This is a genomic window from Microbacterium sp. MYb62 (assembly GCF_002979475.1).
GTDB lineage: Bacteria > Actinomycetota > Actinomycetes > Actinomycetales > Microbacteriaceae > Microbacterium.
On sequence record NZ_PCOY01000023.1, the window covers coordinates 1 to 23,512 of the forward strand.

A 23,512-nucleotide genomic window follows, 5' to 3' on the forward strand; every position below is an offset into this window, starting at 1 on the left:
CTCGATCTCCCGCTGGTTCTTCGAAGACCGCCTCGCGCCGCTCACGCAGGCCGAGGTGGAGGCGGCAGACGCGCACCAGCACCACGTCACGGCGCACAACGACGAGACCGAGGCCGCGGAGATCCAGGGCGCTCACGAGCGTGCCGGCTTCCCGGATGCCCCGCTCACGGTCGATGAGACGCACGTCGACGAGACGCCGAACACCCCCAGCACGGTCATCGCGACCGAGCCGGTCAAGAAGCCTCGCAAGAAGTCGGAGGACGGCGAGTAGTCGCCACTCCCCCACTGATGAAGGCCTCGTCCATGCGGACGGGGCCTTCATCGTTAAGTCCTGAATGAGAGGATCCAACCATGTCATCCGCCGTCCAGCTGATCCGCGCCGCTTCCCTCGCCGGCGCGACCTTAACCGACGTCATCAGCACGAGGGTACTGGTGGCCTCCTCCGCGCAAGCTGACCTCGTCACGGCCTGGGATGTGGTCCACGCGGCTTTCGGCTCTCATGACGTCCCCAGCACCCTTCTGGGCGTCACCGTGCTCGGCTACGACCATCAACTCGTGGAGATCGAGGCGATCGCCGCGGTCACCAGCTGATCATGGACATCTCCGTGCGTTCGGCCACCCCGGAAGACGATGAGGTCACCGAGCAGATCGAGGTTGCCGCAGACGCCCTGCTCATCGACCGCTTCCGTGCCGTCGACTGGCCTCCCCCGACATCCCCCCACGAACGCACATCCGCACCGGGCTTCGTTCTCGTGGCAGAATCCCTCGGCGACGAGGATGATGCGGTACCGGGGGTGGTCGGATTCGTTCACGTCATGGAGATCGACGGGCATGCACATCTCGAACAGCTCTCCGTCCTCCCCGCCTACGGGCGCCGTGGCATCGGTCGCCGGCTCGTCGAGGCTGCACTCGCTGAGGCCCGGCGTCGTGGTCATAGCGAGATCACGCTTCGCACCTATGTCGATGTGCCCTGGAACGCACCCTTCTACGCCTCATGCGGCTTCGTCGAGAGCGAACCTGAAACTCCGTTGCTCCGCGGGCTCGTGCACGTCGAGACGGCCCTCGGACTCTTCGCGCACGGCCCTCGCGTCCAGATGACTGCGACCCTCTGATCGACGGCAATCGGACGCTGACCGACAGGAATCCGCTGGGGGCCACGCACCGTCGCTCCTAGGCTGGGAGCATGATCGATCGCACCGACTTCTACGCGGCCAAGCTGACCTACGAGACCGACCCCAGCGACGTTCATGCCGCGCTCAAGGCCGGTGAGAATGTCGTGGTCGTCGACGTGCGCTCCGACGAGGCCTGGGCCCAAGGGCGCGTCGCAGGGGCCGTGCACATGCATTACAGCGAGATCGCCACCCGCGCCCCCGTCGAGGTTCCGGAGAGCGCCGACGTCGTCGTCTACTGCTGGAGCCCCGGGTGCAACGCCGGCGCGAAGGGTGCGCTCGAGTTCGCCCGTCTCGGATATCAGGTCCGAGAGATGATCGGCGGCTTCGAGTACTGGGTCCGCGAAGGGTACGCGGTCGAAGACGCCGATGGCGTCCATCACCGCCCCGTGGATCCGCTGACCGGCATCGCACGCATCCGCACCCGCGCCTGATCGACACTCTCCGCACACGAAGAAGGCCCCCGGACGAATCCGGGGGCCTTCTTCGATACCGCCGTCTCAGCGGGCGAAGTTGCCGCGGTAGTACTCGTAGACCCAGCCGACGATCGCGACGACGAAGATCGCGAGGCCGATCGGGAGGAGGAAGTGTCCGACCGCGAGACCCACGACGAAGACGCCGGCCGAGGCCGCGAGCACGATGGGCCACCAGGACCACGGGCTGAACTCACCGAGCTCCGGATCGCCGTCATCGATGTCCGCGGTCAGGATGTCCTCGGGCAGTTCACCCCGCTGCGCCTTGTGCGTGCGGTCGAGATAGAACGCGATCATGGCTGCCATGAAGGCCGCGAAGAACAGCGCTACCGTGCCGACCCACTCGATCCGCTCCGCGAAGTTGTCGGACGGCGTGGCCAGGATGTGCCAGCCGGTGTAGATCACACCGACGAGGGCGAAGAACGCCGTCAGGATCCACCAGAGAATGACGTTGTCGCGCATGACTTAGTGGGCCTCTCGCTCGCCGGGAGCCGTGGTCGCGAACTCGGCGGCTTCCGGGTGGTTCAGGTCGAATGCGGGGCGCTCGCTGCGGATGCGCGGGATCGACGTGAAGTTGTGTCGCGGCGGCGGGCAGGACGTCGCCCACTCCAGCGACGCGCCGTAGCCCCAGGGGTCGTTGACCGTGACCTTCGGTGCCTTGCGCGCCGTGATCCACACGTTCAGGAAGAACGGCAGCATCGAGGCGCCGAGGATGATCGCACCGATCGTGGAGACCTGGTTCTGCCAGGTCCAGCCGTCCGCCGCCGAGTAGTCCGCGTAACGACGGACCATGCCGTCGACGCCCAGCCAGTGCTGGATCAGGAACGTCATGTGGAAGCCGATGAACAGCAACCAGAAGTGCACGTAACCCAGACGCTCGTTCAGCATGCGCCCCGTCCACTTCGGCCACCAGAAGTAGAAGCCGGCGAACATCGCGAACACGACCGTGCCGAACACGACGTAGTGGAAGTGTGCGACGACGAAGTACGAGTCGGACAGCGCGAAGTCCAGCGGCGGGGCCGCGAGGATCACACCCGTCAGACCACCGAAGACGAACGACACGAGGAAGCCGAGGGCGAACACCATCGGGGTCTCGAAGGTCACCGAGCCTCGCCAGAGCGTGCCGATCCAGTTGAAGATCTTCACACCCGTCGGCACCGCGATGAGCATCGTCATGAGCGCGAAGAACGGCAGCAGCACCGAGCCGGTGACGTACATGTGGTGCGCCCACACCGCGACCGAAAGTGCCGCGATCGCGATCGTCGCGTAGACCAGGGTCTTGTACCCGAAGATCGGCTTGCGGCTGAACACCGGGAAGATCTCGGAGACGATGCCGAAGAACGGCAGTGCGATGATGTACACCTCGGGGTGACCGAAGAACCAGAACAAGTGCTGCCAGAGCAGGACGCCACCGTTGGCCGGGTCGTAGATGTGCGCACCCAGGATACGGTCCGCCGCGGCAGCGAAGATGGCCGCGGCGAGAACCGGGAACGCCATCAGGATGAGCAGGCTCGTGATGAGCGTGTTCCACGAGAAGATCGGCATGCGCCACATGGTCATGCCGGGGGCACGCATGGTGATGATCGTCGTGATGAAGTTCACCGCACCGAGGATGGTTCCGAATCCGGAGATGCCGAGACCGACCATCCAGAGGTTTCCACCGGCGCCCGGCGAGAACGACGCTCCCGCCAGTGGCTGATAGGCGAACCACCCGAAGGATGCCGCACCCTGCGGGGTGAGGAAGCCGGCGACCGCGATCGTCGAGCCGAAGAGGAAGAGCCAGAACGCGAAGGCGTTCAGACGCGGGAACGCGACATCGGGAGCACCGATCTGCAGCGGCAGGATGGCGTTGGCGAAGCCCGCGAACAGCGGCGTCGCGAACATCAGCAGCATGATCGTGCCGTGCATCGTGAACAGCTGGTTGTACTGCTCCTTCGTCGGGATGATCTGCATTCCCGGCGCGAACAGCTCGGCACGGATGACGAGCGCCATCACACCGCCGAGGAGGAAGAACATCACCGAGGCGATCAGGTACATGTACCCGATCGTCTTGTGGTCCGTGGACGTGATCCACTTGACGACGATGTTGCCCTTCTGCTCCACACGCGAGGAGCTCATGAGAGCGGCCTGGCGGGCGGGCAGTGTGCTGGGACGCGACCGGGGGGTCTCGTCGGTACGGGGAGCTTCTGTGGTCGACATGACTTACTCCCCTCCTTCCTCGGTGTCGGTCTTCGGGGTCGTGCCCGGGAAGTTCGAGAGACGGTCGTAGGCGTCGGTGATGTCGCCCGTGTTGCCCTCTTCCTCGAGGGACGCGAGGTAGTCGTCGTACTCGTCCTGCGAGACGACCTTCACGTTGAAGAGCATCATCGAGTGATACTCACCGCAGAGCTCGGCGCACTTGCCGGCGTACTCGCCTTCGCGGGTCGGGATGAACGACCAGGAGTTGTCCTTCCCGATGAACATGTCCTTCTTGTACAGGAAGTCGATGATCCAGAAGGAGTGGATGACGTCACGCGACTGCAGGTGGATCGTGACCTTCTGGTCGACCGGCAGCACCAGCGTCGGCAGCTGCGCCTGGTCGATGTTGCCGTCCTTGTCGGGCTGGGCCTGGATGCCCATGGTCCACACGGCGTCGGAGTTGTCCTTCTCCTCACCGTCGTACTGGAAGTCCCACGCCCACTGCTTGGCGATCGCGGTGATCTCGACGTCGGGCTCGTCCCACTTCGCCTCGATCGCCGTCTGGTCGCGAGCGGTGAAGAAGAACATGCCCAGCACCAGGATGAGCGGCACGATCGTGTAGAAGATCTCGATCGGCATGTTGTACCGCATCTGCACCGGCAGACCGGTCTGACCCTTGCGACGGCGGTAGGCGATCGCCGCCCAGGCCATGAGGCCCCAGGTGATGATGCCGACGGCGAGCAGGACGATCCAGGAGTTCACCCAGAGCGAAGAGACACGCTCGGTCTGATTGGTGGCTGCGGGGCCACCCTCCACGAAGCCCGGAAGAAAGCCGTTCAGCTCAGTGGGAGTACATCCCGCCAGGGCCAAGGCTGCCGCAACTCCCACAGGGAGGGCGGCCCAACGAAGGCTGCGTTTCGAGGGCACGATGCACCTTTCAGATCGCGAACAGAGCACACCCAAGTCTAGGGCAACCTCACACCTGATTCATGCCAACCACGCAGGTTCCGGAAGCGGAACGGCCGCCGTCACCAGTGGTGACGGCGGCCGGATCGGCAGAGCGAAGATCAGTGGAAGCTGTCGCCGCACGCGCAGCTGCCCGCTGCGTTGGGGTTGTCGATCGTGAACCCCTGCTCGGAGATCGTGTCCTTGAAGTCGATCGCCGCACCGTCGAGGTACGGGACGCTCATGTTGTCGATGATGACCTCGACGCCGTCGAAGTCGACGGTCTCGTCGCCCTCGAGGTAGCGCTCGTCGAAGTACAGCTGGTAGATCAGGCCCGAGCATCCGCCGGGCTGCACGGCGACGCGCAGACGGAGATCGTCGCGTCCCTCCTGCTCGAGGAGGTTCTTCACCTTCGTGGCGGCAGCGTCGGTCAGGGTGACGCCGTGTGCGCGGATGGTCTCTGGGGAGAGTGTGGTGTCGCTCATGTCGCTCCTTGTGACGGGCCGCAGGTGCACGGCTTCTCGGACGATTCTACCGCCGCGGATCCTGTGAGGCTCAGAGTTCGGCGGCATTCATCCGCGCGAGCAGCAAAGCCTCGGTCGCCACGGCGTGGCGGAAGGTGTCGAGGTGCAGCGACTCGTTCGGGCTGTGGGCACGCGAGAACGGATCCTCCACTCCGGTGACGAGGATCTGCGCCTCGGGGAACTCCCGCACCAGATCGGCGATGAACGGAATCGACCCTCCCACTCCGAGGTCGACCGGCGGCACCCCGTATCCGTCGCGCATGGCGTCCCGCGTCAGCGACACCGCCCAACCGCTGGTGTCGACGAGGAAGCCGTCGCCGAGATCGACATCGGCGAAGGTGAGCTCCGCACCGAACGGCGCATGGGCGCGAAGATGGCTCTCGAGCGCGTCGTACGCGTCCTGCCCGGTCTGTCCTGGTGCGACGCGCGCGCTGATCACCACGGTGACCTCCGGAAGGAGGGTGTTGGATGCCGCAGCGACACTCGTGGCGTCGATGCCGATCACGGTGACCGCCGGCTTGTTCCAGATCCGGCTGAGGATGGTCCCGTCGCCGATCGGCGATGTTCCGGCGAGGAGGCCCGCCTCGTTCCGGAGGGTCTCCTCGGTGTACTCGGGCGTCGGAGAGTCACGCTCTGTCATGCCCGCGACGGCGACGGAGCCGTCCGCGTTCCACAATGTCGACAGCAGGGTGACCGTGGCCATCATCGCATCCGGCACGGCACCGCCGAACATCCCCGAGTGAGACGCGTGATCCAAGGTGCGCACACGCATCGTGAACCGCGCGTTGCCGCGAAGGGAGACGGTGAGGCCCGGGGTCACGGAATCCCAGTTCCCGGAGTCGGCGACGACGATGGCATCCGCGCGCAACGCCTCCTTGTTGTCGGAGAGGAACTGCGCGAAGGAGCGCGATCCGTACTCCTCCTCCCCCTCGATGAACATGGCGATGCCGAGGTCGAGGTCGTCGCCGAGCGTCTCGCTCACCGCTCTGATCGAGGCGATGTGGGCCATGATCCCGGCCTTGTCATCTGCGGCACCACGCCCGTAGAGGCGTCCGTCTCGCACCGTGGGCTCGAAGGGCGGGGTCTCCCACAGGGCGTCGTCACCGGGAGGCTGCACGTCGTGGTGTGCGTAGAGGAGGATGGTCGGCTTGCCGTTGCGGGCCGCCCTCGTGGCGAGGACCGCCGGCTGTCCCTGCTCGTCGGTACCGGGGATCGCGGCGCGCAGCACGCGGACCTCGTCGAAGATCCCGGTGTCCGAAGCGAGCGCCGCGACGGCTTCCGCACTGCGCTCCAGCTGCGTCTGATCGAACGCCGGCCAGGCCATCCCGGGGATGCGCACGAGGTGGCCGAGGTCCGAAAGCGCGGACGGGAGCCCGGTCGCCACGGCTTCGAGGACGGCGGCATCGGACTCGCGGGGAGGAAGAGGAGAGGTCATGCGAGTAATCTTAAGGCGATCCCCCGCAGCGAACCGAGGAATTCCGTGGCCACTACCCCTGCTACCCCTTCGACGAACGACGATGCTCCCGAGACGCCTGGCGTCGGCAAGGGGCGCGCGACGCCGACCCGCGCGGAGCAGGAGGCGGCGCGACGCCGCCCCCTGGTCGCCAACACCAAGGAGGCGAAGGCGGCTGCCAAGGCCGACCTCAACGAACGTCGCGCCCGCGCGCAGGCCGGCATGGCCGCCGGCGAGGAGAAGTATCTTCCTGTCCGCGACAAGGGGCCGCAGCGGCGCTGGGTCCGCGACTACGTGGATGCGGGCTGGCACCCGGCCGAGTTCGTGATGGGTGTCATGGTTCTGGTCATCCTCGCCTCGCTCGTGCCGGCGAACACGGCCATCTCGTTCTACGCCTACATCGTGATGATGGGGTACCTGGTGATCGCGATCGGCGGCATGGTCCTGCTCAGCATGCGGGTCAAGCGCAAGGCGGCAGCCAAGTTCGGCAAGGAGCGCCTCGAGCGCGGCCTCGGCTGGTACGCCGCGATGCGCGCGCTGCAGATGCGTTTCATGCGCCTGCCCAAGCCGCAGGTCAAGCGAGGGCAGTACCCCGACTGACCAGTCCTCTGTTGATCTCGCGGCCCCAGAAGGGCCCGCGGTAGAGGAACGCGGTGTACCCCTGCACGAGGGTGGCTCCGGCGTCCAGACGTTCCTGCACATCGGCGGGAGTCTCGACGCCGCCCACCGCGATCACGCAGAAGTCGGCGGGCACGGCGTCGCGCACGGCACGGAGCACCTCGAGGGACCGCTTCTTCAGCGGCGCACCGGAAAGACCACCCGCACCTGCAGCCTCGACGGTCGCGGCGTCCGTGAGCAGACCGTCTCGGCTGATCGTGGTGTTGTGCGCGATGATCCCGGCGAGGCCTTCGTCCACCGCCATCTGTGCGATCGCCGCGATCTCCTGATCAGGAAGATCGGGCGCGATCTTGACGAGCAACGGTGTGGCTCCCGATGCCTCCCTGACCGCACGAAGCAGTGGCGCGAGCGTCTCGACGGCCTGCAGACCGCGAAGTCCCGGCGTGTTCGGAGACGACACGTTCACTGCCAGATAGTCCGCCAGCGGGGCGAGGCGGATCGCGGAGGCCACGTAGTCGGCCGTCGCGTTCTCGACGTCCACCACCCGGCTCTTCCCGATGTTCACGCCGATCACCGTGTCCGGCGCACCCCGACGAAGACGGGCGAGACGGCGTGCCGCCGCATCCGCTCCGGCGTTGTTGAAGCCCATCCGGTTGATGACCGCCCGATCGGCGATCAGGCGGAAGAGACGCGGCTTCGGGTTTCCCTCCTGGGGGATCGCCGTCACGGTGCCGACCTCCACGTGCCCGAAGCCGAGTGCGGCCAGACCACGCACACCGACCGCGTTCTTGTCGAAGCCCGCAGCGATGCCGAACGGGGAGGGGAACGTGAGCCCGAGAGCCTCGACGCGCAGAGACGGGTCGGGACGGGTGAACGCACGCGTCGCCGCAGCGAACGGCGGTGCACCGAGGACGCGGATCACCGCCATCCCGGCATGGTGGGCGAACTCGGGGTCGAAGCGCGAGAGGACAGCGCGGAAGAGCAGCGGATACATCCCTGCCAGATTACCGGTCCTCGGCCTCCCGCTTCGTGTGGTCCGCGCGCAGATCGGTGATCGCGGCCTCGAAGTCCTCGAGCGAGTCGAACGCCTGGTAGACGCTGGCGAACCGCAGGAACGCGACCTCGTCGAGCTCGCGCAGGGGGCCGAGGATCGCGAGACCGATCTCGTTGGTGTCGAGCTGCGAGACGCCTGTCTGCCGAACCGCCTCTTCCACGCGCTGGGCGAGAACGGCGAGATCGCCTTCCGTGACCGGACGCCCCTGGCAGGCCTTGCGCACACCGGTGATGACCTTCTCGCGACTGAACGGCTCCATCACCCCGGACCGCTTGATGACGTTGAGGCTCGCCGTCTCCGTGGTCGTGAAACGGCCGCCGCACTCCGGGCACTGGCGGCGCCGTCTGATCGAGAGCCCGTCGTCGCTGGTGCGCGAATCGATGACGCGGGAGTCGGGGTGTCGACAGAAGGGGCAGTGCATCTGACCGATCCTACGCGGTGAACCGCGCCTCGATCGCCTCACCGTGTGCGGGGAGCACCTCGGTGTCGGCGAGGGCGACGACCCCTGCGCGCACGGCCGCCAGCGCGGCCCTGTCGTAGGAGATCACCTGCTGTGGACGGAGGAACGTATAGGACCCGAGCCCCGGGGCGTAGCGCGCCTGTCCCCCGGTCGGCAGCACGTGGTTGCTTCCCGCCATGTAGTCGCCCAGACTCACCGGCGTCTGATCGCCGACGAACACGGCGCCGGCGCTCGTGAAGGCGGCTGCGGCTTCCTCGGCGTCGACGAGGTGCAGTTCGAGGTGCTCCGGCGCGTAGGCGTTGCTGAAGGCGGTGGCCATGTCCCTGCCATCGACGAGGACGATCGCCGACTGGGGGCCTGAGAGGGCCGCGGCGACTCGAGCGCTGTGTCGCGTGATCGCGGTGATGCGCTCCACCTCGGCGGCGACCTGCGCGGCGAGCTCGACCGCGTCGGTGACCAGCACGGCTGACGCCTGCTCGTCGTGCTCGGCCTGGCTGACCAGGTCGGCGGCGATGAGGCGCGGATCCGCCGCGGCGTCGGCGACGACGAGGATCTCTGTCGCCCCCGCCTCCGAGTCCGTGCCGACGACACCGGCGACGGCACGCTTGGCGGACGCCACATAGTTGTTTCCCGGGCCGGAGACGACATCCACCGGATCGAGGTCGAGCGTCGGCACGCCGTACGCCAGGGCGCCGATCGCTCCGGCGCCACCCATCGCATACACCTCGGTCACGCCCAGCAGCGCGGCGGCCGCGAGGATCGTCGGGTGGATCCGCCCGTCCTGATCGGCCTGCGGCGGTGATGCCAGCGCGATCTGTGTGACACCGGCGATCTGCGCGGGAACGACGTTCATGATCACGCTCGACGGATAGACGGCCTTGCCTCCGGGGATGTAGACCCCCACGCGGTGCACGGGCTGCCAGCGCTGCGTGATGACCGCGCCTTCCCCGATGCGGGTGACCTGCGTGGCGGGAACCTGCGCGGCCGAGGCGAGACGCACCCGACGGATCGCTTCCTCGAGAGCACTCCGCACCTCGGGAGCGAGTTCGGCCAGAGCCGAGGCGATGTGCTCGGCCGGAACGCGGACATCGTGACCCGTGACGCGGTCGAACTGCTCGGCCTGTTCCCGCAGCGCGACCTCCCCGTGCACACGTACGTCCTCGACGATGCGTGCGGCGGTGTCGAGCGCCTCGGCACGTGCCTGGCTGGCCCGAGGCACGGCGGCGAGCATGTCTGAGGGCGAGAGCTCCCGCCCTCGCAGGTCGATCGTGCGCATTTCAGCCCTTCGTGATGTCGGAGATGTCGTGGAGATACCCGATCCGTCCGTCGTCATGGCGGATGACGAACGCACCCCCACGGTCCTCGATCACGAGGGCCCAGGCGTTCGGACCGATGCGGAAGAGCGCCTCCCCGCGCTCGTCATGGACGTCGCGCTCGGACGGTGCGAGGATCCAGAACGGCTGAGCGGCGGCAGCCCCACGCTGGTCCATGGCGACGTCTGCCTCGACCTCGGCGAGCCCTTCCACGACGGGAGGTTCGGAGTCGTCGGCGACGACGGCCGTCTCGTAGGTCGCTGCGGTCTCCAACAGGGACTCGATGCTTCCGGTGTCCGAGACGATCTCCGGCTCCTGCCCTCGGGAGCGCCGCGAGTAGGCGGGAACGTACTCCTCTCCGGAGACTGCCGGTTCGGTTCCGATGTCTCCGCCGGAGGCGTGCGCGGTGAGGGGCACCTGTTCCGCCAGGTCGAGCCGGGCGATCTCGTCGGTGGCCTGCCTACCCGATGTCTCGATGTCGACATCGACGACGAGCGGGAGCGCAGCGCTGTCCCCCGCGACGTCGGTTCGATCGTCGACCGATGCCTCATCGGCGACGGGAGCTTCGGCGACGGGCTCCGGGCGCGGGATGACGGGGCGCACCGGATTCGCGTTGCGGTGGGCGAGAGTGACGAGGCGACCGTGGAAGTCCTCCTTCAGCCCGGGGATGATCGGGGCGAACACCGTGAGGACGACGAGCGCGAGCGACGTGACGCCCATCGCGACGCCGTTCCACGGGAGGCCCCAGTGCCCGGTGGAGATGAGCGTGGAGATCGCGAGCCAGAGACTCCCGGCCCAGACCACGGCGGACACGGAGAACGCCACGGAGGCGAACTGGTCGATGCCCAGCGAACCGACCCGGCGGATGCCGTCCGGCGAGAAGCGACGCAGCACGAGCAGGAATACGGCGACAGTCGGGAGGGCGACGGGCAGGATCCACTCGATGCCGACTGCCCACAGCGACAGGTGGCCGATCACCGGGAAGAAAGAGAACACGAAGGACAGCAGCCAGACGCCGACGATGAGCAGTTCGCGCAGCGTGAACCCGAGGATCCCGAACTCGGGGGTGACCTCCTCGTCGTACAGGACGCCGTCGTCGTCGCTGAAGACCGTGTCCTCGGGCTCAACTTCAGGGAGATCCGTGCTCATGGGTGGTCCTTTCGTCACGTGCTCGACGGGGGGATTCGTCGTGCTGCCGACGGCTCACGATCCTACCCGCTCACCCCAGACAGGTGGGTCCGAGCAGTGACTTGAGGTCACCGAACAGGTCTGCGGAGACCTTGACCGGCATCGGCACCTCGAAGACCTTCGCGGTGCCGCCACGGTGCACGCGGAGCAGCACCTCGGTGTCGCCGTTGTGGCGGCGTAGCACTTCGGCGAGCTCCATCATCACGCGCTCGGTGGCGCGCTGCTCGGCGAGCACGAGGGACAGCGGTCCCGCGGCATCGAAGGAACCGACATCGGGCGCGAACGCCGACTGCGCATGGAGGTTGAGTCCGTCATCGCGACGGGAGACGCGCCCGCGCACCGCGAGGATGGCGTCCTGCTGCAGCGTGTGCTGGAACTCGGTGTACGTCTTCCCCATGAACATCACGGTCACCTCGCCGTTGAAGTCCTCGACGGTGATCATGCCGTAGGGGTTTCCACTGGCCTTCGCGACGCGATGCTGCACACTGGTCACGAGTCCGGCCACCGTCACCTGGTCGCCGTCCTGCATGTCCTCGGAGTTGTTGAGGTCGTGGATCGAGATCGATGCGTGCTTCGCGAGCGGGACCTCCAGACCGGCGAGAGGGTGGTCGGACACGTAGAGACCGAGCATCTCCCGCTCGAATGCGAGCTTGTCCTTCTTGACCCATTCCGGCCGGGCGGGCACCTTCGCAGGCGCCGCCTCTTCCATGCCGTCGTAGAGGCTGTCGAAGTCGAATCCGATGGCGCCCTGGGCCTCGTTGCGCTTGCGGTCGACCGCGGCCTCGACCGCGTCCTCGTGCACCTCCATGAGCGCTCGGCGGGAATCTCCCATCGAGTCGAACGCACCGGCCTTGATCAGCGACTCGACGGTGCGCTTGTTCGAGACGTGCAGCGGCACCTTGTCGAGGAAGTGGTGGAACGAGGTGAAGCGCTCATCCTTGCGCGCCTGCACGATGCCCTCGACGACGTTGCTGCCGACGTTGCGCACCGCTCCGAGGCCGAAGCGGATGTCGTCGCCGACGGCCGCGAAGAAGTTGATCGAGTCCGACACATCGGGCGGCAGCACCTTGATGCCCATGCGGCGGCACTCGTTCAGATACAGCGCCATCTTGTCTTTGGAGTCGCCGACGCTGGTGAGCAGTGCTGCCATGTACTCGGCGGGATAGTGCGCCTTGAGGTAGGCCGTCCAATATGACACGAGACCGTACGCGGCCGAGTGGGCTTTGTTGAAGGCGTAATCCGAGAAGGGCAGCAAGATGTCCCACAGCGCCTTGACCGCGGCCTCACCGAAGCCGCGCTCCTTCATGCCGCCCGCGAAGCCCTCGTACTGCTTGTCGAGCTCGGACTTCTTCTTCTTTCCCATCGCTCGACGCAGGATGTCGGCCTGTCCGAGGCTGAACCCGGCGACCGCCTGGGCGATCGCCATGACCTGCTCCTGGTAGATGATGAGCCCGTAGGACTCCTCGAGGATCTCGGCGAGCGGTGCTTCCAGCTCCGGATGGATCGGCGTGATCTCCTGCACGCCGTTCTTTCGCAGCGCGTAGTTGGTGTGCGAGTTCGCGCCCATCGGACCCGGTCGGTACAGCGCGATGAGTGCCGAGATGTCGCCGAAGTTGTCGGGCTTCATCAGGCGCATGAGGGAGCGCAGCGGCGGGCTGTCGAGCTGGAAGACGCCGAGGGTGTCACCGCGCGCGAGCAGCTGATACACCCCGGGATCGTCGAGACCGAGGTGCTCGAGGTCGAGCTCTTCGCCGCGGTTGGTACGGATGTTGTCGAGCGCGTCCGAGATGATCGTGAGGTTGCGGAGCCCCAGGAAGTCCATCTTGATCAGACCGAGCGACTCGCACGACGGGTAGTCGAACTGCGTGACGATCTGGCCGTCCTGCTCGCGCTTCATGATCGGGATGATGTCGAGCAGCGGATCGGACGACATGATCACACCGGCGGCGTGCACACCCCACTGGCGTTTCAGCCCCTCGAGCCCGAGCGCGCGGTCGAAGACGGTCTTCGCCTCGGGGTCGGTGTCGATCAGCGCGCGGAACTCGCTGGCTTCCTTGTAGCGGGGGTGCGCCGAGTCGAACATGCCGTCGAGGGGCATGTCCTTGCCCATCACGGGCGGCGGCATCGCCTTGGTGAGCCGCTCCCCCATGCTGAACGGGAAGCCGAGCACACGGCCGGCGTCTTTCAGCGCCTGCTTCGACTTGATCGTTCCGTAGGTGACGATCTGTGCGACGCGCTCCGACCCGTACTTCTCCGTGACGTAGTCGATGACCTCGCCGCGGCGCCGGTCATCGAAGTCGACGTCGAAGTCGGGCATCGAGACGCGGTCGGGGTTGAGGAATCGCTCGAAGATCAGGCCGTGCTCGAGCGGGTCGAGGTCGGTGATCTTCATCGCGTAGGCGACCATGGATCCGGCACCCGAGCCACGCCCGGGGCCGACACGGATGCCGTTGTCCTTGGCCCAGTTGATGAAGTCGGCGACGACGAGGAAGTACCCGGGGAATCCCATCTGCAGGATGATGCCGGTCTCGTACTCGGCCTGCTTGCGCACCTTGTCCGGGATGCCGCCGGGGTAGCGGTAGTGGAGGCCCGTCTCGACCTCTTTGATGAGCCAGCTGTCCTCCGTCTCGCCGTCCGGCACGGGGAACCGCGGCATGTAGTTCGCCGAGGTGTCGAACTCGACCTCGCAGCGCTCGGCGATCAGCAGGGTGTTGTCGCAGGCCTCAGGGTGGTCGCGGAACAGCTGCCGCATCTCGGCAGCCGTCTTGATGTAGTACCCGTCGCCGTCGAACTTGAAGCGGTTCGGGTCGTCCATGGTCGATCCCGACTGCACGCACAGCAGCGCCTCGTGCGCATCGGCCTCATGCTGATGCGTGTAGTGCGAGTCGTTGGTGGCGACGAGCGGGATGTTCAGGTCTTTCGCGAGGCGGAGCAGGTCGGTCATCACCCGTCGCTCGATGGAGAGACCGTGGTCCATGATCTCGGCGAAGTAGTTCTCCTTGCCGAAGATGTCCTGGAACTCCGCCGCTGCCGCCCGCGCCGCGTCGTACTGGCCGAGCCGGAGCCTGGTCTGCACCTCGCCTGATGGGCATCCCGTCGTCGCGATGATCCCCTTGCCGTAGGTCTGGAGCAGCTCGCGGTCCATGCGGGGCTTGAAGTAGTAGCCCTCCGTGCTCGACCGGGAACTGATCCGGAAGAGGTTGTGCATGCCCTCGGTGCTCTGGCTCCACATCGTCATGTGGGTGTACGCACCCGAGCCGGAGACGTCGTCGCTCTTCTGGTCGGGTGACCCCCACTGCACACGCGTCTTGTCGCTGCGGTGCGTGCCCGGGGTCATGTACGCCTCGAGCCCGATGATGGGCTTGATGCCCGCGTTCCGCGCCGCGTTGTAGAACTCGAACGCCGCGAACGTGTTGCCGTGGTCGGTCACCGCGATGGCCGGCATGCCGTACTCGGCGGCCGCCTGGGTCATCGCGTTTATCTTCGCCGCACCGTCCAGCATGGAGTATTCGCTGTGCACATGCAGGTGGACGAAGGAGTCGGATGCCATGCCTTCGAGTCTACGGCGAGGCCCCGACACCGGACGTCGGTGCCGGGGCGCTTCGCAGGGTCGTCAGGGTCGTGGCGCCGAGTCCACGACCGACGTGTGCACGGTGGTGACGGAGTCGAGGGTGTCGCCTGCGGGACCGCCGGTTCCGTAGCTCTCCGCGATCGAGGAGACGAGACCCTGAGCGGTGTCGATCACGATCGTCGTCGTGCGGTGACCGGGGACCACGTACTGCAGCGTCGCCGCCGCACCATCATCGCCGAGCACTTCGAATCCCGGGATCAGGGCGATCGCGAGGAAGAACGCGGAACGCAGGTCGGCCGGCATCAGGTTTATCGCCGACGGGTCGCTGAGGCTCGCCACGAGCCACCGGTCCGCTTCCTCGCCTGACATCCCCGACGGCGTGCGAAGCCACTCGAGCAACTCCCGGGGTTCTCTCGGCATCACGGCATAGTGCGGGCGGTATCGGTCCGCCAGATAGGGCGTCGGAGGTTCGTCACCGCCGACGGCGACGAACTCTCCCCCCGGGAGCGTCTCGATCGTGTCGCCTTCGCGCATCTGGGCCCCGGGCGAAGAGGACCATTCCCGTACCGCATCCGCACCACGTGCTCCGAAGGACTCGACGGCCTCGGCGCGCCCCCAGTCGTAGAACCAATCACCGGACCGGTCGGCCGGGATGTACAGCACTCGCGTGTCGCGGACGAGCACGGCAGCGTCGCTGCCGCCTCGGGAGGCGTTGAACGGCATCGTGTTCTCGTCGTCGTCATCGGCCCAGTCGGCTCGCCAAAACTGGAGATGCTCACCGACGGTCTCGATCCGCAGATACTGCCCGGCGACGAGTGTCGTGTCCGTCGCATCGAACGTCACGGCGGATGCCCGCTCCAGCACTTCCGCCGCTGCGGCATCGGGCGCGGCCGGCGGCGCGAGCACGGAGCCGGCCACGATCGCGGTCACCGCGGCCCCGGCGACGAGCCCCCCGATGCCGACCCCGGTCCAGGTCCGCCGTCGCGAACGAAGCGTGCGCTCCGGACGCGCACTCCGCGCCATCTCCCTCATCAGCGCCCGACGCGCCGTGAGCACGGTGTCATCGTCGACGCGGGACTCGTCCACCCCGATCTCACGAACTCGTTCCATAAGCGGCATCGCTCTCCTCCTTCGCCATCCATGTCAATCGGGCTGATCCGTGTGAGCCGGGCGGCGCGAGCTTGCGACGAACGCGATTCAGCCGCGACCGAACGGTTCCGACCGGGACACCCAGTGCAACGGCGATCTGCGCATAGGTGAGATCACCCCACGCATGCAGCAGCAGCGTGTCCCGTTCCTTTGCCGCGAGGGCGGCGATTCGCGGGGCCAGGGCACGGAGAGCGGCGTCGGCGTCGATCCGCGAATCGGAGGCGACCTGAGGAATCTCCACCGCGACCTCCTCCGCTGATGCCGACGCCTCGAATGCCCGCCACTGTCGCGCTTCCGCAGCCCGATGGCTCTTCACCACCTTGGTCGCGATACCGAGTAGCCAGGGCCGCGCCGACTCCGTCCGGAGATCGAACGATGAACGCCGTCGGAAGGCGATGAGAAACGTCTCGCTCAGAACGTCGTCGACGGCGTCTGCTCCGACCCGTCGCCGGATGTAGCCGCCGACGGGTCGGACGTGCCGCTCGAAGATCTCGGAGAAGACTCCGGGCTCTTCGAGCGACCGCTGGATGATCTCGCTGTCCGTGCTCACACTGAGTATTGGGACGATTCACGAAAACGGTTCACGCTTTCTTCGACGACTTCCGCGATGCCCCCAGGTCGAGCCGCATCAGAACCCGAGGAAATCCGTCGAGCACGGAACCGGTGTCGGCCGCCTTCAAGAATCCCGCGCTTTCGAACAGCGACCTCGTGCCGACGTACGCCATCGTCAGATTCACCTTCTCACCGCTGTTGTCGACCGGGTATCCCTCTATCGCCGGGGCGCCGCGCTCCTTCGCGTAGTCGACCGCTCCCTGGATCAACGCGTGCGAGATGCCCTGCTTACGATGCCCGGGGCGCACCCGGAAACACCACAGCGACCACACATCCAGGTCGTCGATGTGCGGGATGAGTCGATTGCGGGCGAAACTCGTCTCACTGCGCGGATGCACTGCCGCCCAGCCGACCGGTTCGTCGTCGAGATAGGCGATCACCCCGGGCGGTGGGTCCTGGTGGCACAGCTCGCGCACGCGGTCGGCACGGGCCTGCCCCTTCAGCGCCACGTTCTCTTTGCTGCCGATGCGGTAGCTCAGGCAGAAGCACACGTTCGACGTCGGCTTCTTCGGCCCGACGAGCGTCGCGACGTCGTCGAACACGGTGGCGGGGCGAACCTCGATGGTCATGCGCTCAGTGTTGCGCACATCACCGACATCGCACCGGAGAAGCGCGGACTACTCCCCGCGGAGCACGTCCAGCGCGTGTCGGAAGTCCTCCGGGTACGGCGACTCGAACTGCACCCAATCCCCCGTCGCGGGGTGGGCGAACGCCAGCCGGTGCGCGTGCAGCCATTGCCGCGTGAGCCCGAGCCGAGCCGACATGGTCGGGTCCGCGCCGTAGAGTGGGTCGCCGACGCAAGGATGCCGGTGGGCCGCCATGTGCACGCGGATCTGATGCGTGCGCCCTGTCTCGAGGTGGATCTCGAGGAGCGACGCGCCGGGAAACGCCTCGAGTGTCTCGTAGTGCGTGACCGACGGCTTGCCGTCGGGGACCACCGCGAACTTCCAGGAGTGGTTCGGGTGGCGCCCGATCGGCGCGTCGATCGTCCCCGCGAGGGGGTCCGGATGCCCCTGCACGACAGCGTGGTAGATCTTCTCGACCGTACGGTCCTTGAACGCCTGTTTCAGCACCGTATAGGCGTGTTCGGATTTCGCGACGACCATCAGACCACTGGTGCCGACATCGAGCCGATGCACGACCCCCTGACGTTCGGGAGCACCGCTGGTGGCGACCCGGAATCCTGCGGCCGCGAGAGCGCCGACGACCGTCGGACCCTCCCAACCGACCGAGGGATGCGCCGCGACGCCGGTGGGCTTGTCGACCACGACGATGTCGTCGTCGTCGTACACGATGCCGAGTTCGGGCACCGCAATCGGAATGATCTTCGGCGCTTCCTTCGGCTGCCATTCCACATCGAGCCAGCCGCCGCCGCGGAGGCGATCGGATTTGTCGAGCGTCACGCCGTCCAACCGCACACCGCCTGCTGCGGCGACTTCGGCGGCGAAGGTACGGGAGAAGCCCATGAGCTTCGCCAAAGCCGCATCGACGCGAGTGCCGTCCAAGCCATCGGGCACCGGCAGAGACCGGGACTCCACGGTCAGCGTCCTTCGGATGCGGGAGCCGCACCCTCCGAGGGCGCATCATCGTCGATCGAAAGCTCTGCGCCGACGGCATCCACCGCCGCGTCATCCGCGTCGAGCGACTCCGCATCCGTCTCCGTGTCGGCCATGGCGGCCACGGCCGCCGCTTCGGCTTCTTCCTCGGTCTCGACCACGGCGTGGTCGCGCTCGCGCGTCCCGTCGAAGCGCAGTCCGAAGACGACCAGCAGCGCGACGGAGATCATTCCCGTCACGATGAAGATGTCGGCGACGTTGAAGATCGCCGGCATCATCCACGGCATCGAGATCATGTCGACGACATGTCCCACCGGGAAACCGGGCTCGCGGAAGAGGCGATCGCTGAGGTTGCCGAGCACGCCGCCGAGCAGGCAGCCGAGAACGACGGCCCACAGCCGCGACTTGAGCCCGAACGCCTTCCAGACGATCACGCAGGCGACGACCGCGAGAGCGATCGTGAAGATCCAGGTGACCTCGGATCCGAGTGAGAACGCCGCACCGGGGTTGCGGACGTAGTACAGCTGAAGGAACTCTCCGAGGACGGGAACCGGCTCCTGATACGGGAGGTTCTCGATCGTGAGGTACTTCACAAACTGGTCGGCGGCCAGTACGAGCGCTGCGAGAATCGCAACGACCGCACCGGCCGCCGACCGACGAAAGGGACGGCGTCCTGACAAGAGGGCGCCTTACAGACCGATCGCGGAAACGGGCGTCGAGTCCGTGGAGGTCGACTTCTCGTCGAGCTCGCGGAGCTGGCCCTCGATGTAGCCGCGCAGCTGCGAGCGGTAGTCGCGCTCGAAGTTGCGAAGCTCGGTGATGCGAGCCTCGAGCGTGTTGCGCTCGCGCTCCAGACGTGCGGACTCCTCGCGCTGCTTGGCCTCGGCCTCGGTGCGGATTCGAGCGACCTCGGTCTCGGCCTCGGCGATGAGCGCGTTGCGCTTCGCCTCGCCCTCGGCGACGTGCTCGTCGTGCAGACGCTGTGCGAGCTCGATGATGCCGGCGGTCGCGGTCGCGGAGCCGGTCGGAGCGGGCTCGGCCGGAGCCTCGGCGACCGGGGCGGCGGGAGCCGGAGCCTCGACAGCGGCGGGAGCGGCGGCTTCAGGAGCAGCACCGGACTCGTACGCGGCCAGCTTGGCCTTCAGTTCGACGTTCTCCTCGAGGGCCTTGCGCCACTCGATGACGATCTCGTCGAGGAAGTCGTCCACCTCGTCCGGGTCGAAGCCGTCCTTGAAGCGGACGTGCTGGAACTGCTTGGTGACGACGTCATCCGGGGTAAGTGCCATGGGTGGCTCCTCTTTCGATGAGTTCGATTGCCAGTACCGATGTATGGCGTGGTCGTGATGTGGCGCGAACCCGGGGCGCGCACCTGGGTGCCAGCATAGCCCCCGCACATTGGCGCCGCGATGTCACGACACCCAGAGTGCGCGAACTCGGCAGGTCACCATCGGGGGTTTCGCCCGGAGTTCAGCGCATGAACAGCCCGACGACATTCATCAGGATCAGGACGACCAACAGCGTGAGCGCGAACCCGAAGTCGAGGGACAGCGAGCCGATCCGCAGGGGCGGGATGATCCGCCGGAAGAACCGGATAGGCGGATCGGTGAGCGTGTAGACCGCCTCAGCGGCGACCAGTCCGAATCCCTTCGGACGCCATTCCCGATTGAACATCGGGATGTAGTCCAGGATCAGGCGTGCGAACAGCACGAAGACATACAGCAGGAGCACCAGATGGACGATGCTCGCTATGACCGAGACCAGCTGCACGGGCTACGACTGGTCGAAGCCCGCAGACTCGGCGTCTGCGTGTGCGATGCCCCCGTGACCCGAGACCGCGATGTTCTCCGGCGAGAGCAGGAACACCTTCGAGGTCACGCGTTCGATGCGGCCGTAGAGGCCCAGGGACAGACCGCTCGCGAAGTCGATGAGACGACGCGCGTCGGCATCGCTCATCTGCGAGAGGTTGATGATGACCGGGACGCCTTCGCGGAAGCTCTCCGCGATCAGCTGCGCGTCGCGGTACTGCTTCGGGTGGACGGTGAGAATCTCGTTCACGGCTCCTGCAGACGGCTGGCGGACGGCGACGGGGCGACGCAGCGGGGTGACGGGGGCCGGGGCCGGCTCCTCGCGGTCACGATCGCGGTCGCGTTCACGGTGAGCGCGGGCAGGTGCCTGCGTCTCCTCCTCGTAGACCTCTTCCTCGTCGGCGAGGCCGAGATACACCATGGTCTTCTTCAGCGGGTTACCCATCGTGTCCTCCGGTTCGAACGTTTGGGGCTGGTCTTTTCACAGGTTAACCCCGGTCGGGTCGAGGGCCGGTGATTGCGGAGCCGATCCGCAGGTGTGTCGCGCCGGCGGCGATCGCCTCGGCGAAGTCTCCCGTCATCCCCGCGGAGATCCACGAGGCGGAGGGCTCGACCGTACGGACGCGTTCGGCCACCTCCCGGAGACGGGCGAAGGCGGACGCGGGGTCCTCATCGAGGGGCGCGACGGCCATCACGCCGCGCAGACGCAGCGACGGCAGGGCCAGGATGTGCTCCGCGAGGGAGACGGCATCCGCGGGTACTGCTCCCCCGCGGCCCGGGTCGTCGGTGAGGTTGACCTGCACGAGCACGTCGAGTCGATCGTCGTCGTCCGCCGCCCGATGCAGCGCATCAGCGAATCGGTCGCGATCGACCGAGTGCACGACGTCCGCGCTTCGGCGGATCGCCGCAGCTTTGTTGGTCTGCCCCTGGCCGATGAAGTGCCAGCGCAGGTCGAGGGATGACAGCGCGGACTGCTTGGCGGACAACTCCTGCTGACGGTTCTCCCCGACGTCTCGGACACCGAGCCCGTGGAGTTCGCGCACAAGCTCCGCCGGGTGGAACTTCGTCACCACGATCCGAGTGATCTCCTCCGGTTCGCGGCCCGCCGTCCGCGCGGCGTCGGCGATCTGTTCATCGATCGCCGACAGCCGCGCGGCGAGGCCCGAGGGCATCGCGGCGTCGCCCCCGGGGGTCACTTCAGGAATTCGGGGATGTCGATGTCGTCGTCCGCGAACGCCGGCTCGATGCTGGTCGTCTGGACACGCGGCTGAGCGGGCTCGGGCTTCGCGGGCTCGTTCACCGTCTCGACCTCCTCAGCGACCTCGACCTCGGGAAGGGTCGCGGTCGACGGCCGGGACACGACCATGGGGTCCAGTCGCAGCGAGGGCTCTCCGCCGTCGAAGCCCGCGGCGATCACGGTCACCCTGACCTCGTCGCCGAGCGTGTCGTCGATGACCGTACCGAAGATGATGTTCGCCTCGGGGTGCGCGGCTTCCTTCACCAGGTCGGCGGCATCGTGGATCTCGAAGATGCCGAGGTTCGAGCCACCCTGGATCGAGAGCAGCACACCGTGCGCACCTTCGATGCTCGCCTCCAGGAGCGGAGACTCGACGGCGAGCTCGGCGGCCTTGATCGCACGATCGGCTCCGCGCGCAGAGCCGATGCCCATGAGGGCCGAGCCCGCGCCCTGCATGACCGACTTGACGTCGGCGAAGTCGAGGTTGATGAGACCCGGGGTCGTGATGAGGTCGGTGATGCCCTGGACACCGGCGAGGAGCACCTGGTCGGCGGTCGCGAACGCTTCGATCATCGAGATGCCGCGATCGCTGATCTCGAGGAGACGATCGTTCGGCACCACGATGAGGGTGTCGACTTCTTCCTTGAGCTTGGCGACGCCGGCCTCGGCCTGGCTCTGGCGGCGACGCCCTTCGAACGAGAAGGGCTTGGTCACGACACCGATGGTCAGGGCGCCGATCGACTTCGCGATCCGGGCGACGACGGGAGCGCCACCGGTTCCGGTTCCTCCACCTTCTCCGGCGGTCACGAAGACCATGTCCGCTCCGGTCAGTGCCTGCTCGATCTCTTCGGCGTGGTCTTCCGCCGCACGGCGACCCACCTCCGGATCCGCTCCGGCACCGAGGCCGCGAGTGAGCTCGCGGCCCACGTCGAGCTTCACGTCGGCATCGCTCATGAGGAGCGCCTGCGCGTCGGTGTTGACGGCGATGAACTCGACTCCACGGAGACCGAGATCGATCATGCGGTTCACGGCGTTGACGCCGCCACCGCCGACGCCGACGACCTTGATCACGGCGAGGTAGTTCTGGTTCTGGCTCATGGCCGGCCTCCGATTAGTAAAGCCTGGAAATGGGTGAACCTTAAACCTCAACTAGAGGTGTAAAGTATTTCCCGGTATTGCGTTCTCTTTGATTGACGGTAAGCGCCGCCTGGCCGCGCGCGCGCGAAGACATGGGCGTGTCGCGCCATTCTCCGTGAAAGCCGTCAGCCGACGACGGCCACGTCAGGGGAAGTGACGTCGATCGACCCGGCTCCGGGGTTCGCGAGCATCGTCGTCGAGAGCGCGACAGCCTTGAGCGCGGACTCCTCCGCGCTCCCCCAGACCACCGTCAGCCCGCTGCTGAGGGTGAGGGTCACATCGTCCGCCGTGGTCGCACGGACACCGGTGAGCACGGTGCGGACATCGGCGGGGAGAGACCGCACCACGAGCCCCACGCTCCGGAATGCCGCCGTATCCACGCCACCCGCGGCATCGATCACCGGCTGCCCCGCGGGCTGATCGGACGTGGTCGAAAGCGCGACACCGGCCGCGTCCACCAGGGTGTACCCGGCGTCCGACCTGATCACGCCGACAGGGGTGCGCTCCACGATGCGCACGGTGAGATCGTGCGGAGGGCGCGCCTCGAGCGCGTAGGTCTCGATGAGCGGAAACGCCAGCAGCGCGGCCTTCACCTCGCTCGTGTCCACGAGGGCCAGCGGGGTGCCGAGCTGGTCGTCGAGAGCAGCCTCGATCGCGGCGGGATCGAGACTCGTGGCTCCGGCGACCGTGATCTTCTGCACGGCGAAGAGCGGGCTGTACGCGGCGGCGACACTTCCGCCGACCAGCAGGACGGCGGCGCCGATGCTGCTCAGCCAGATGATCCTTCGACGTCGGGAGCGCTGGGTGAAGCGCCGGATCTCGGCCCTCAGCGCCTTGCGTCTCGCGCGCGCGGCGCGCCAGACGTCCCTGGTCGACGTCGGCTGCGGGTCCTCGGCAGACACGCCGTCCGGACCCCCATCGGGTGCGGCACCGTCCGGCGCCGGACCTTCCGTCGTCGAGAACTCCTCGGCGGCGGCATCGCGTCTCTGACGCGCCTTCACCGTCGGCGCGGCATCCTTCTCCCCCGAACTCTCCGGGGTGGTCGGAAGCGGAGCGGGCCGGCGCATCGG

Annotated in this window: 24 protein-coding genes and 2 pseudogenes; 5 read left to right on the forward strand and 21 right to left on the reverse strand. The window is 67.0% G+C overall.

The genetic code is table 11. The features are described from left to right. The 4 genes and pseudogenes from CQ042_RS16990 to CQ042_RS17005 form a co-directional block, all read left to right on the forward strand. Window positions 1-271 (forward strand): annotated as a pseudogene (locus CQ042_RS16990) (ubiquinol-cytochrome c reductase cytochrome b subunit); the annotation flags it as partial. A gap of 113 nt (window positions 272-384) precedes the next feature. After that, window positions 385-591 (forward strand): annotated as a pseudogene (locus tag CQ042_RS16995) (RidA family protein); the annotation flags it as partial. Between the two features lie 2 nt (window positions 592-593). After that, on the forward strand, window positions 594-1,112 hold the full coding sequence (locus tag CQ042_RS17000; RefSeq protein WP_105671638.1) for a GNAT family N-acetyltransferase: 519 nt from the start codon (window positions 594-596) through the stop codon (window positions 1,110-1,112). Window positions 1,113-1,183: 71 nt separating this feature from the next. Continuing rightward, on the forward strand, window positions 1,184-1,603 hold the full coding sequence (locus CQ042_RS17005; protein ID WP_105671639.1) for a rhodanese-like domain-containing protein: 420 nt from the start codon (window positions 1,184-1,186) through the stop codon (window positions 1,601-1,603). A 66-nt stretch (window positions 1,604-1,669) separates the two neighbouring features. Here CQ042_RS17005 and CQ042_RS17010 read toward each other — a convergent pair whose 3' ends face one another. The 5 genes from CQ042_RS17010 to CQ042_RS17030 all read right to left on the reverse strand — a co-directional run bounded on the left by CQ042_RS17010 (window position 1,670) and on the right by CQ042_RS17030 (window position 6,724). Then, window positions 1,670-2,104, reverse strand: a complete 435-nt coding sequence (locus CQ042_RS17010; protein ID WP_105671640.1) for a cytochrome c oxidase subunit 4 — start codon at window positions 2,102-2,104, stop codon at window positions 1,670-1,672. Window positions 2,105-2,107: 3 nt separating this feature from the next. Then, on the reverse strand, window positions 2,108-3,841 hold the full coding sequence (gene ctaD, locus CQ042_RS17015) for a cytochrome c oxidase subunit I (RefSeq protein ID WP_181157608.1): 1,734 nt from the start codon (window positions 3,839-3,841) through the stop codon (window positions 2,108-2,110). Window positions 3,842-3,844: 3 nt separating this feature from the next. Then, window positions 3,845-4,747 (reverse strand): cytochrome c oxidase subunit II, encoded by a 903-nt coding sequence (gene coxB, locus CQ042_RS17020; RefSeq protein WP_105671641.1) that lies wholly within the window; start codon window positions 4,745-4,747, stop codon window positions 3,845-3,847. A gap of 140 nt (window positions 4,748-4,887) precedes the next feature. Next, the gene (erpA, locus tag CQ042_RS17025; protein WP_105671642.1) at window positions 4,888-5,250 is read right to left on the reverse strand and encodes an iron-sulfur cluster insertion protein ErpA; all 363 of its coding nucleotides are present in this window, start codon (window positions 5,248-5,250) and stop codon (window positions 4,888-4,890) included. 70 nt (window positions 5,251-5,320) lie between these two features. Then, on the reverse strand, window positions 5,321-6,724 hold the full coding sequence (locus CQ042_RS17030; RefSeq protein WP_105671643.1) for a dipeptidase: 1,404 nt from the start codon (window positions 6,722-6,724) through the stop codon (window positions 5,321-5,323). Between the two features lie 45 nt (window positions 6,725-6,769). Between CQ042_RS17030 and CQ042_RS17035 the strand changes: the two genes are divergently transcribed. Beyond that, entirely contained in the window at window positions 6,770-7,342 is a 573-nt protein-coding gene (locus tag CQ042_RS17035) for a DUF3043 domain-containing protein (protein ID WP_105671644.1), read from the forward strand. Here CQ042_RS17035 and CQ042_RS17040 read toward each other — a convergent pair. The 16 genes from CQ042_RS17040 to CQ042_RS17115 form a co-directional block, all read right to left on the reverse strand. After that, the gene (locus CQ042_RS17040) at window positions 7,317-8,354 is read right to left on the reverse strand and encodes a quinone-dependent dihydroorotate dehydrogenase (protein ID WP_105671645.1); all 1,038 of its coding nucleotides are present in this window, start codon (window positions 8,352-8,354) and stop codon (window positions 7,317-7,319) included. The two genes, CQ042_RS17035 and CQ042_RS17040, sit on opposite strands and share 26 nt — an antisense overlap. 10 nt (window positions 8,355-8,364) lie before the next feature. Then, window positions 8,365-8,835: a transcriptional regulator NrdR gene (nrdR, locus tag CQ042_RS17045; RefSeq protein ID WP_105671646.1), complete on the reverse strand. Its 471-nt coding sequence runs from the start codon at window positions 8,833-8,835 to the stop codon at window positions 8,365-8,367. 10 nt (window positions 8,836-8,845) lie between these two features. After that, a complete protein-coding gene (gene hisD, locus CQ042_RS17050; protein WP_105671647.1) occupies window positions 8,846-10,150 on the reverse strand; it encodes a histidinol dehydrogenase in 1,305 nt (434 codons plus the stop codon). Between the two features lies 1 nt (window position 10,151). Then, window positions 10,152-11,336, reverse strand: a complete 1,185-nt coding sequence (locus CQ042_RS17055; RefSeq protein ID WP_105671648.1) for a hypothetical protein — start codon at window positions 11,334-11,336, stop codon at window positions 10,152-10,154. Between the two features lie 70 nt (window positions 11,337-11,406). Next, a complete protein-coding gene (dnaE, locus tag CQ042_RS17060) occupies window positions 11,407-14,925 on the reverse strand; it encodes a DNA polymerase III subunit alpha (protein ID WP_105671649.1) in 3,519 nt (1,172 codons plus the stop codon). 63 nt (window positions 14,926-14,988) lie between these two features. Then, entirely contained in the window at window positions 14,989-16,065 is a 1,077-nt protein-coding gene (locus tag CQ042_RS17065) for a hypothetical protein (protein WP_146115421.1), read from the reverse strand. Continuing rightward, window positions 16,040-16,645, reverse strand: a complete 606-nt coding sequence (locus CQ042_RS17070) for an RNA polymerase sigma factor (RefSeq protein WP_105671651.1) — start codon at window positions 16,643-16,645, stop codon at window positions 16,040-16,042. The genes CQ042_RS17065 and CQ042_RS17070 overlap by 26 nt, the downstream gene beginning before the upstream one ends. A 31-nt stretch (window positions 16,646-16,676) precedes the next feature. Further along, the gene (locus CQ042_RS17075) at window positions 16,677-17,276 is read right to left on the reverse strand and encodes a GNAT family N-acetyltransferase (RefSeq protein ID WP_105671652.1); all 600 of its coding nucleotides are present in this window, start codon (window positions 17,274-17,276) and stop codon (window positions 16,677-16,679) included. A 48-nt stretch (window positions 17,277-17,324) separates the two neighbouring features. Continuing rightward, on the reverse strand, window positions 17,325-18,245 hold the full coding sequence (locus tag CQ042_RS17080) for an RluA family pseudouridine synthase (protein ID WP_105671653.1): 921 nt from the start codon (window positions 18,243-18,245) through the stop codon (window positions 17,325-17,327). 2 nt (window positions 18,246-18,247) lie between these two features. Further along, complete coding sequence (gene lspA, locus CQ042_RS17085) at window positions 18,248-18,943, reverse strand: signal peptidase II (protein WP_105671654.1); 696 nt, start codon at window positions 18,941-18,943, stop codon at window positions 18,248-18,250. A gap of 9 nt (window positions 18,944-18,952) precedes the next feature. Further along, window positions 18,953-19,549 carry a DivIVA domain-containing protein gene (locus tag CQ042_RS17090; RefSeq protein ID WP_105671655.1) on the reverse strand — a complete coding sequence of 199 codons (597 nt, stop codon included), beginning with the start codon at window positions 19,547-19,549 and terminating at the stop codon, window positions 18,953-18,955. A gap of 181 nt (window positions 19,550-19,730) precedes the next feature. After that, window positions 19,731-20,030: a YggT family protein gene (locus tag CQ042_RS17095; RefSeq protein WP_105671656.1), complete on the reverse strand. Its 300-nt coding sequence runs from the start codon at window positions 20,028-20,030 to the stop codon at window positions 19,731-19,733. A gap of 3 nt (window positions 20,031-20,033) precedes the next feature. Further along, window positions 20,034-20,513 carry a cell division protein SepF gene (locus tag CQ042_RS17100; RefSeq protein WP_021199342.1) on the reverse strand — a complete coding sequence of 160 codons (480 nt, stop codon included), beginning with the start codon at window positions 20,511-20,513 and terminating at the stop codon, window positions 20,034-20,036. 43 nt (window positions 20,514-20,556) lie between these two features. Continuing rightward, on the reverse strand, window positions 20,557-21,240 hold the full coding sequence (locus CQ042_RS17105; protein ID WP_105671691.1) for a YggS family pyridoxal phosphate-dependent enzyme: 684 nt from the start codon (window positions 21,238-21,240) through the stop codon (window positions 20,557-20,559). 20 nt (window positions 21,241-21,260) lie between these two features. Further along, complete coding sequence (gene ftsZ, locus CQ042_RS17110; RefSeq protein ID WP_105671657.1) at window positions 21,261-22,403, reverse strand: cell division protein FtsZ; 1,143 nt, start codon at window positions 22,401-22,403, stop codon at window positions 21,261-21,263. Window positions 22,404-22,567: 164 nt separating this feature from the next. Next, window positions 22,568-23,509 carry an FtsQ-type POTRA domain-containing protein gene (locus CQ042_RS17115; RefSeq protein ID WP_105671658.1) on the reverse strand — a complete coding sequence of 314 codons (942 nt, stop codon included), beginning with the start codon at window positions 23,507-23,509 and terminating at the stop codon, window positions 22,568-22,570. Window positions 23,510-23,512: the final 3 nt, after the last annotated feature.

What these genes read in the sequence shown, in the direction of transcription:
- CQ042_RS17000 (WP_105671638.1), top strand. Translation starts at nt 594, where the DNA reads ATGGACATCTCCGTGCGTTCGGCCACCCCGGAAGACGATGAGGTCACC.
- CQ042_RS17005 (WP_105671639.1), top strand. Translation starts at nt 1,184, where the DNA reads ATGATCGATCGCACCGACTTCTACGCGGCCAAGCTGACCTACGAGACC.
- CQ042_RS17010 (WP_105671640.1), bottom strand. Translation starts at nt 2,104, where the DNA reads ATGCGCGACAACGTCATTCTCTGGTGGATCCTGACGGCGTTCTTCGCC.
- ctaD (WP_181157608.1), bottom strand. Translation starts at nt 3,841, where the DNA reads ATGTCGACCACAGAAGCTCCCCGTACCGACGAGACCCCCCGGTCGCGT.
- erpA (WP_105671642.1), bottom strand. Translation starts at nt 5,250, where the DNA reads ATGAGCGACACCACACTCTCCCCAGAGACCATCCGCGCACACGGCGTC.
- CQ042_RS17030 (WP_105671643.1), bottom strand. Translation starts at nt 6,724, where the DNA reads ATGACCTCTCCTCTTCCTCCCCGCGAGTCCGATGCCGCCGTCCTCGAA.
- CQ042_RS17040 (WP_105671645.1), bottom strand. Translation starts at nt 8,354, where the DNA reads ATGTATCCGCTGCTCTTCCGCGCTGTCCTCTCGCGCTTCGACCCCGAG.
- nrdR (WP_105671646.1), bottom strand. Translation starts at nt 8,835, where the DNA reads ATGCACTGCCCCTTCTGTCGACACCCCGACTCCCGCGTCATCGATTCG.
- hisD (WP_105671647.1), bottom strand. Translation starts at nt 10,150, where the DNA reads ATGCGCACGATCGACCTGCGAGGGCGGGAGCTCTCGCCCTCAGACATG.
- CQ042_RS17055 (WP_105671648.1), bottom strand. Translation starts at nt 11,336, where the DNA reads ATGAGCACGGATCTCCCTGAAGTTGAGCCCGAGGACACGGTCTTCAGC.
- dnaE (WP_105671649.1), bottom strand. Translation starts at nt 14,925, where the DNA reads ATGGCATCCGACTCCTTCGTCCACCTGCATGTGCACAGCGAATACTCC.
- CQ042_RS17065 (WP_146115421.1), bottom strand. Translation starts at nt 16,065, where the DNA reads ATGCCGCTTATGGAACGAGTTCGTGAGATCGGGGTGGACGAGTCCCGC.
- CQ042_RS17075 (WP_105671652.1), bottom strand. Translation starts at nt 17,276, where the DNA reads ATGACCATCGAGGTTCGCCCCGCCACCGTGTTCGACGACGTCGCGACG.
- CQ042_RS17090 (WP_105671655.1), bottom strand. Translation starts at nt 19,549, where the DNA reads ATGGCACTTACCCCGGATGACGTCGTCACCAAGCAGTTCCAGCACGTC.
- CQ042_RS17100 (WP_021199342.1), bottom strand. Translation starts at nt 20,513, where the DNA reads ATGGGTAACCCGCTGAAGAAGACCATGGTGTATCTCGGCCTCGCCGAC.
- CQ042_RS17105 (WP_105671691.1), bottom strand. Translation starts at nt 21,240, where the DNA reads ATGCCCTCGGGCCTCGCCGCGCGGCTGTCGGCGATCGATGAACAGATC.
- ftsZ (WP_105671657.1), bottom strand. Translation starts at nt 22,403, where the DNA reads ATGAGCCAGAACCAGAACTACCTCGCCGTGATCAAGGTCGTCGGCGTC.
- CQ042_RS17115 (WP_105671658.1), bottom strand. Translation starts at nt 23,509, where the DNA reads ATGCGCCGGCCCGCTCCGCTTCCGACCACCCCGGAGAGTTCGGGGGAG.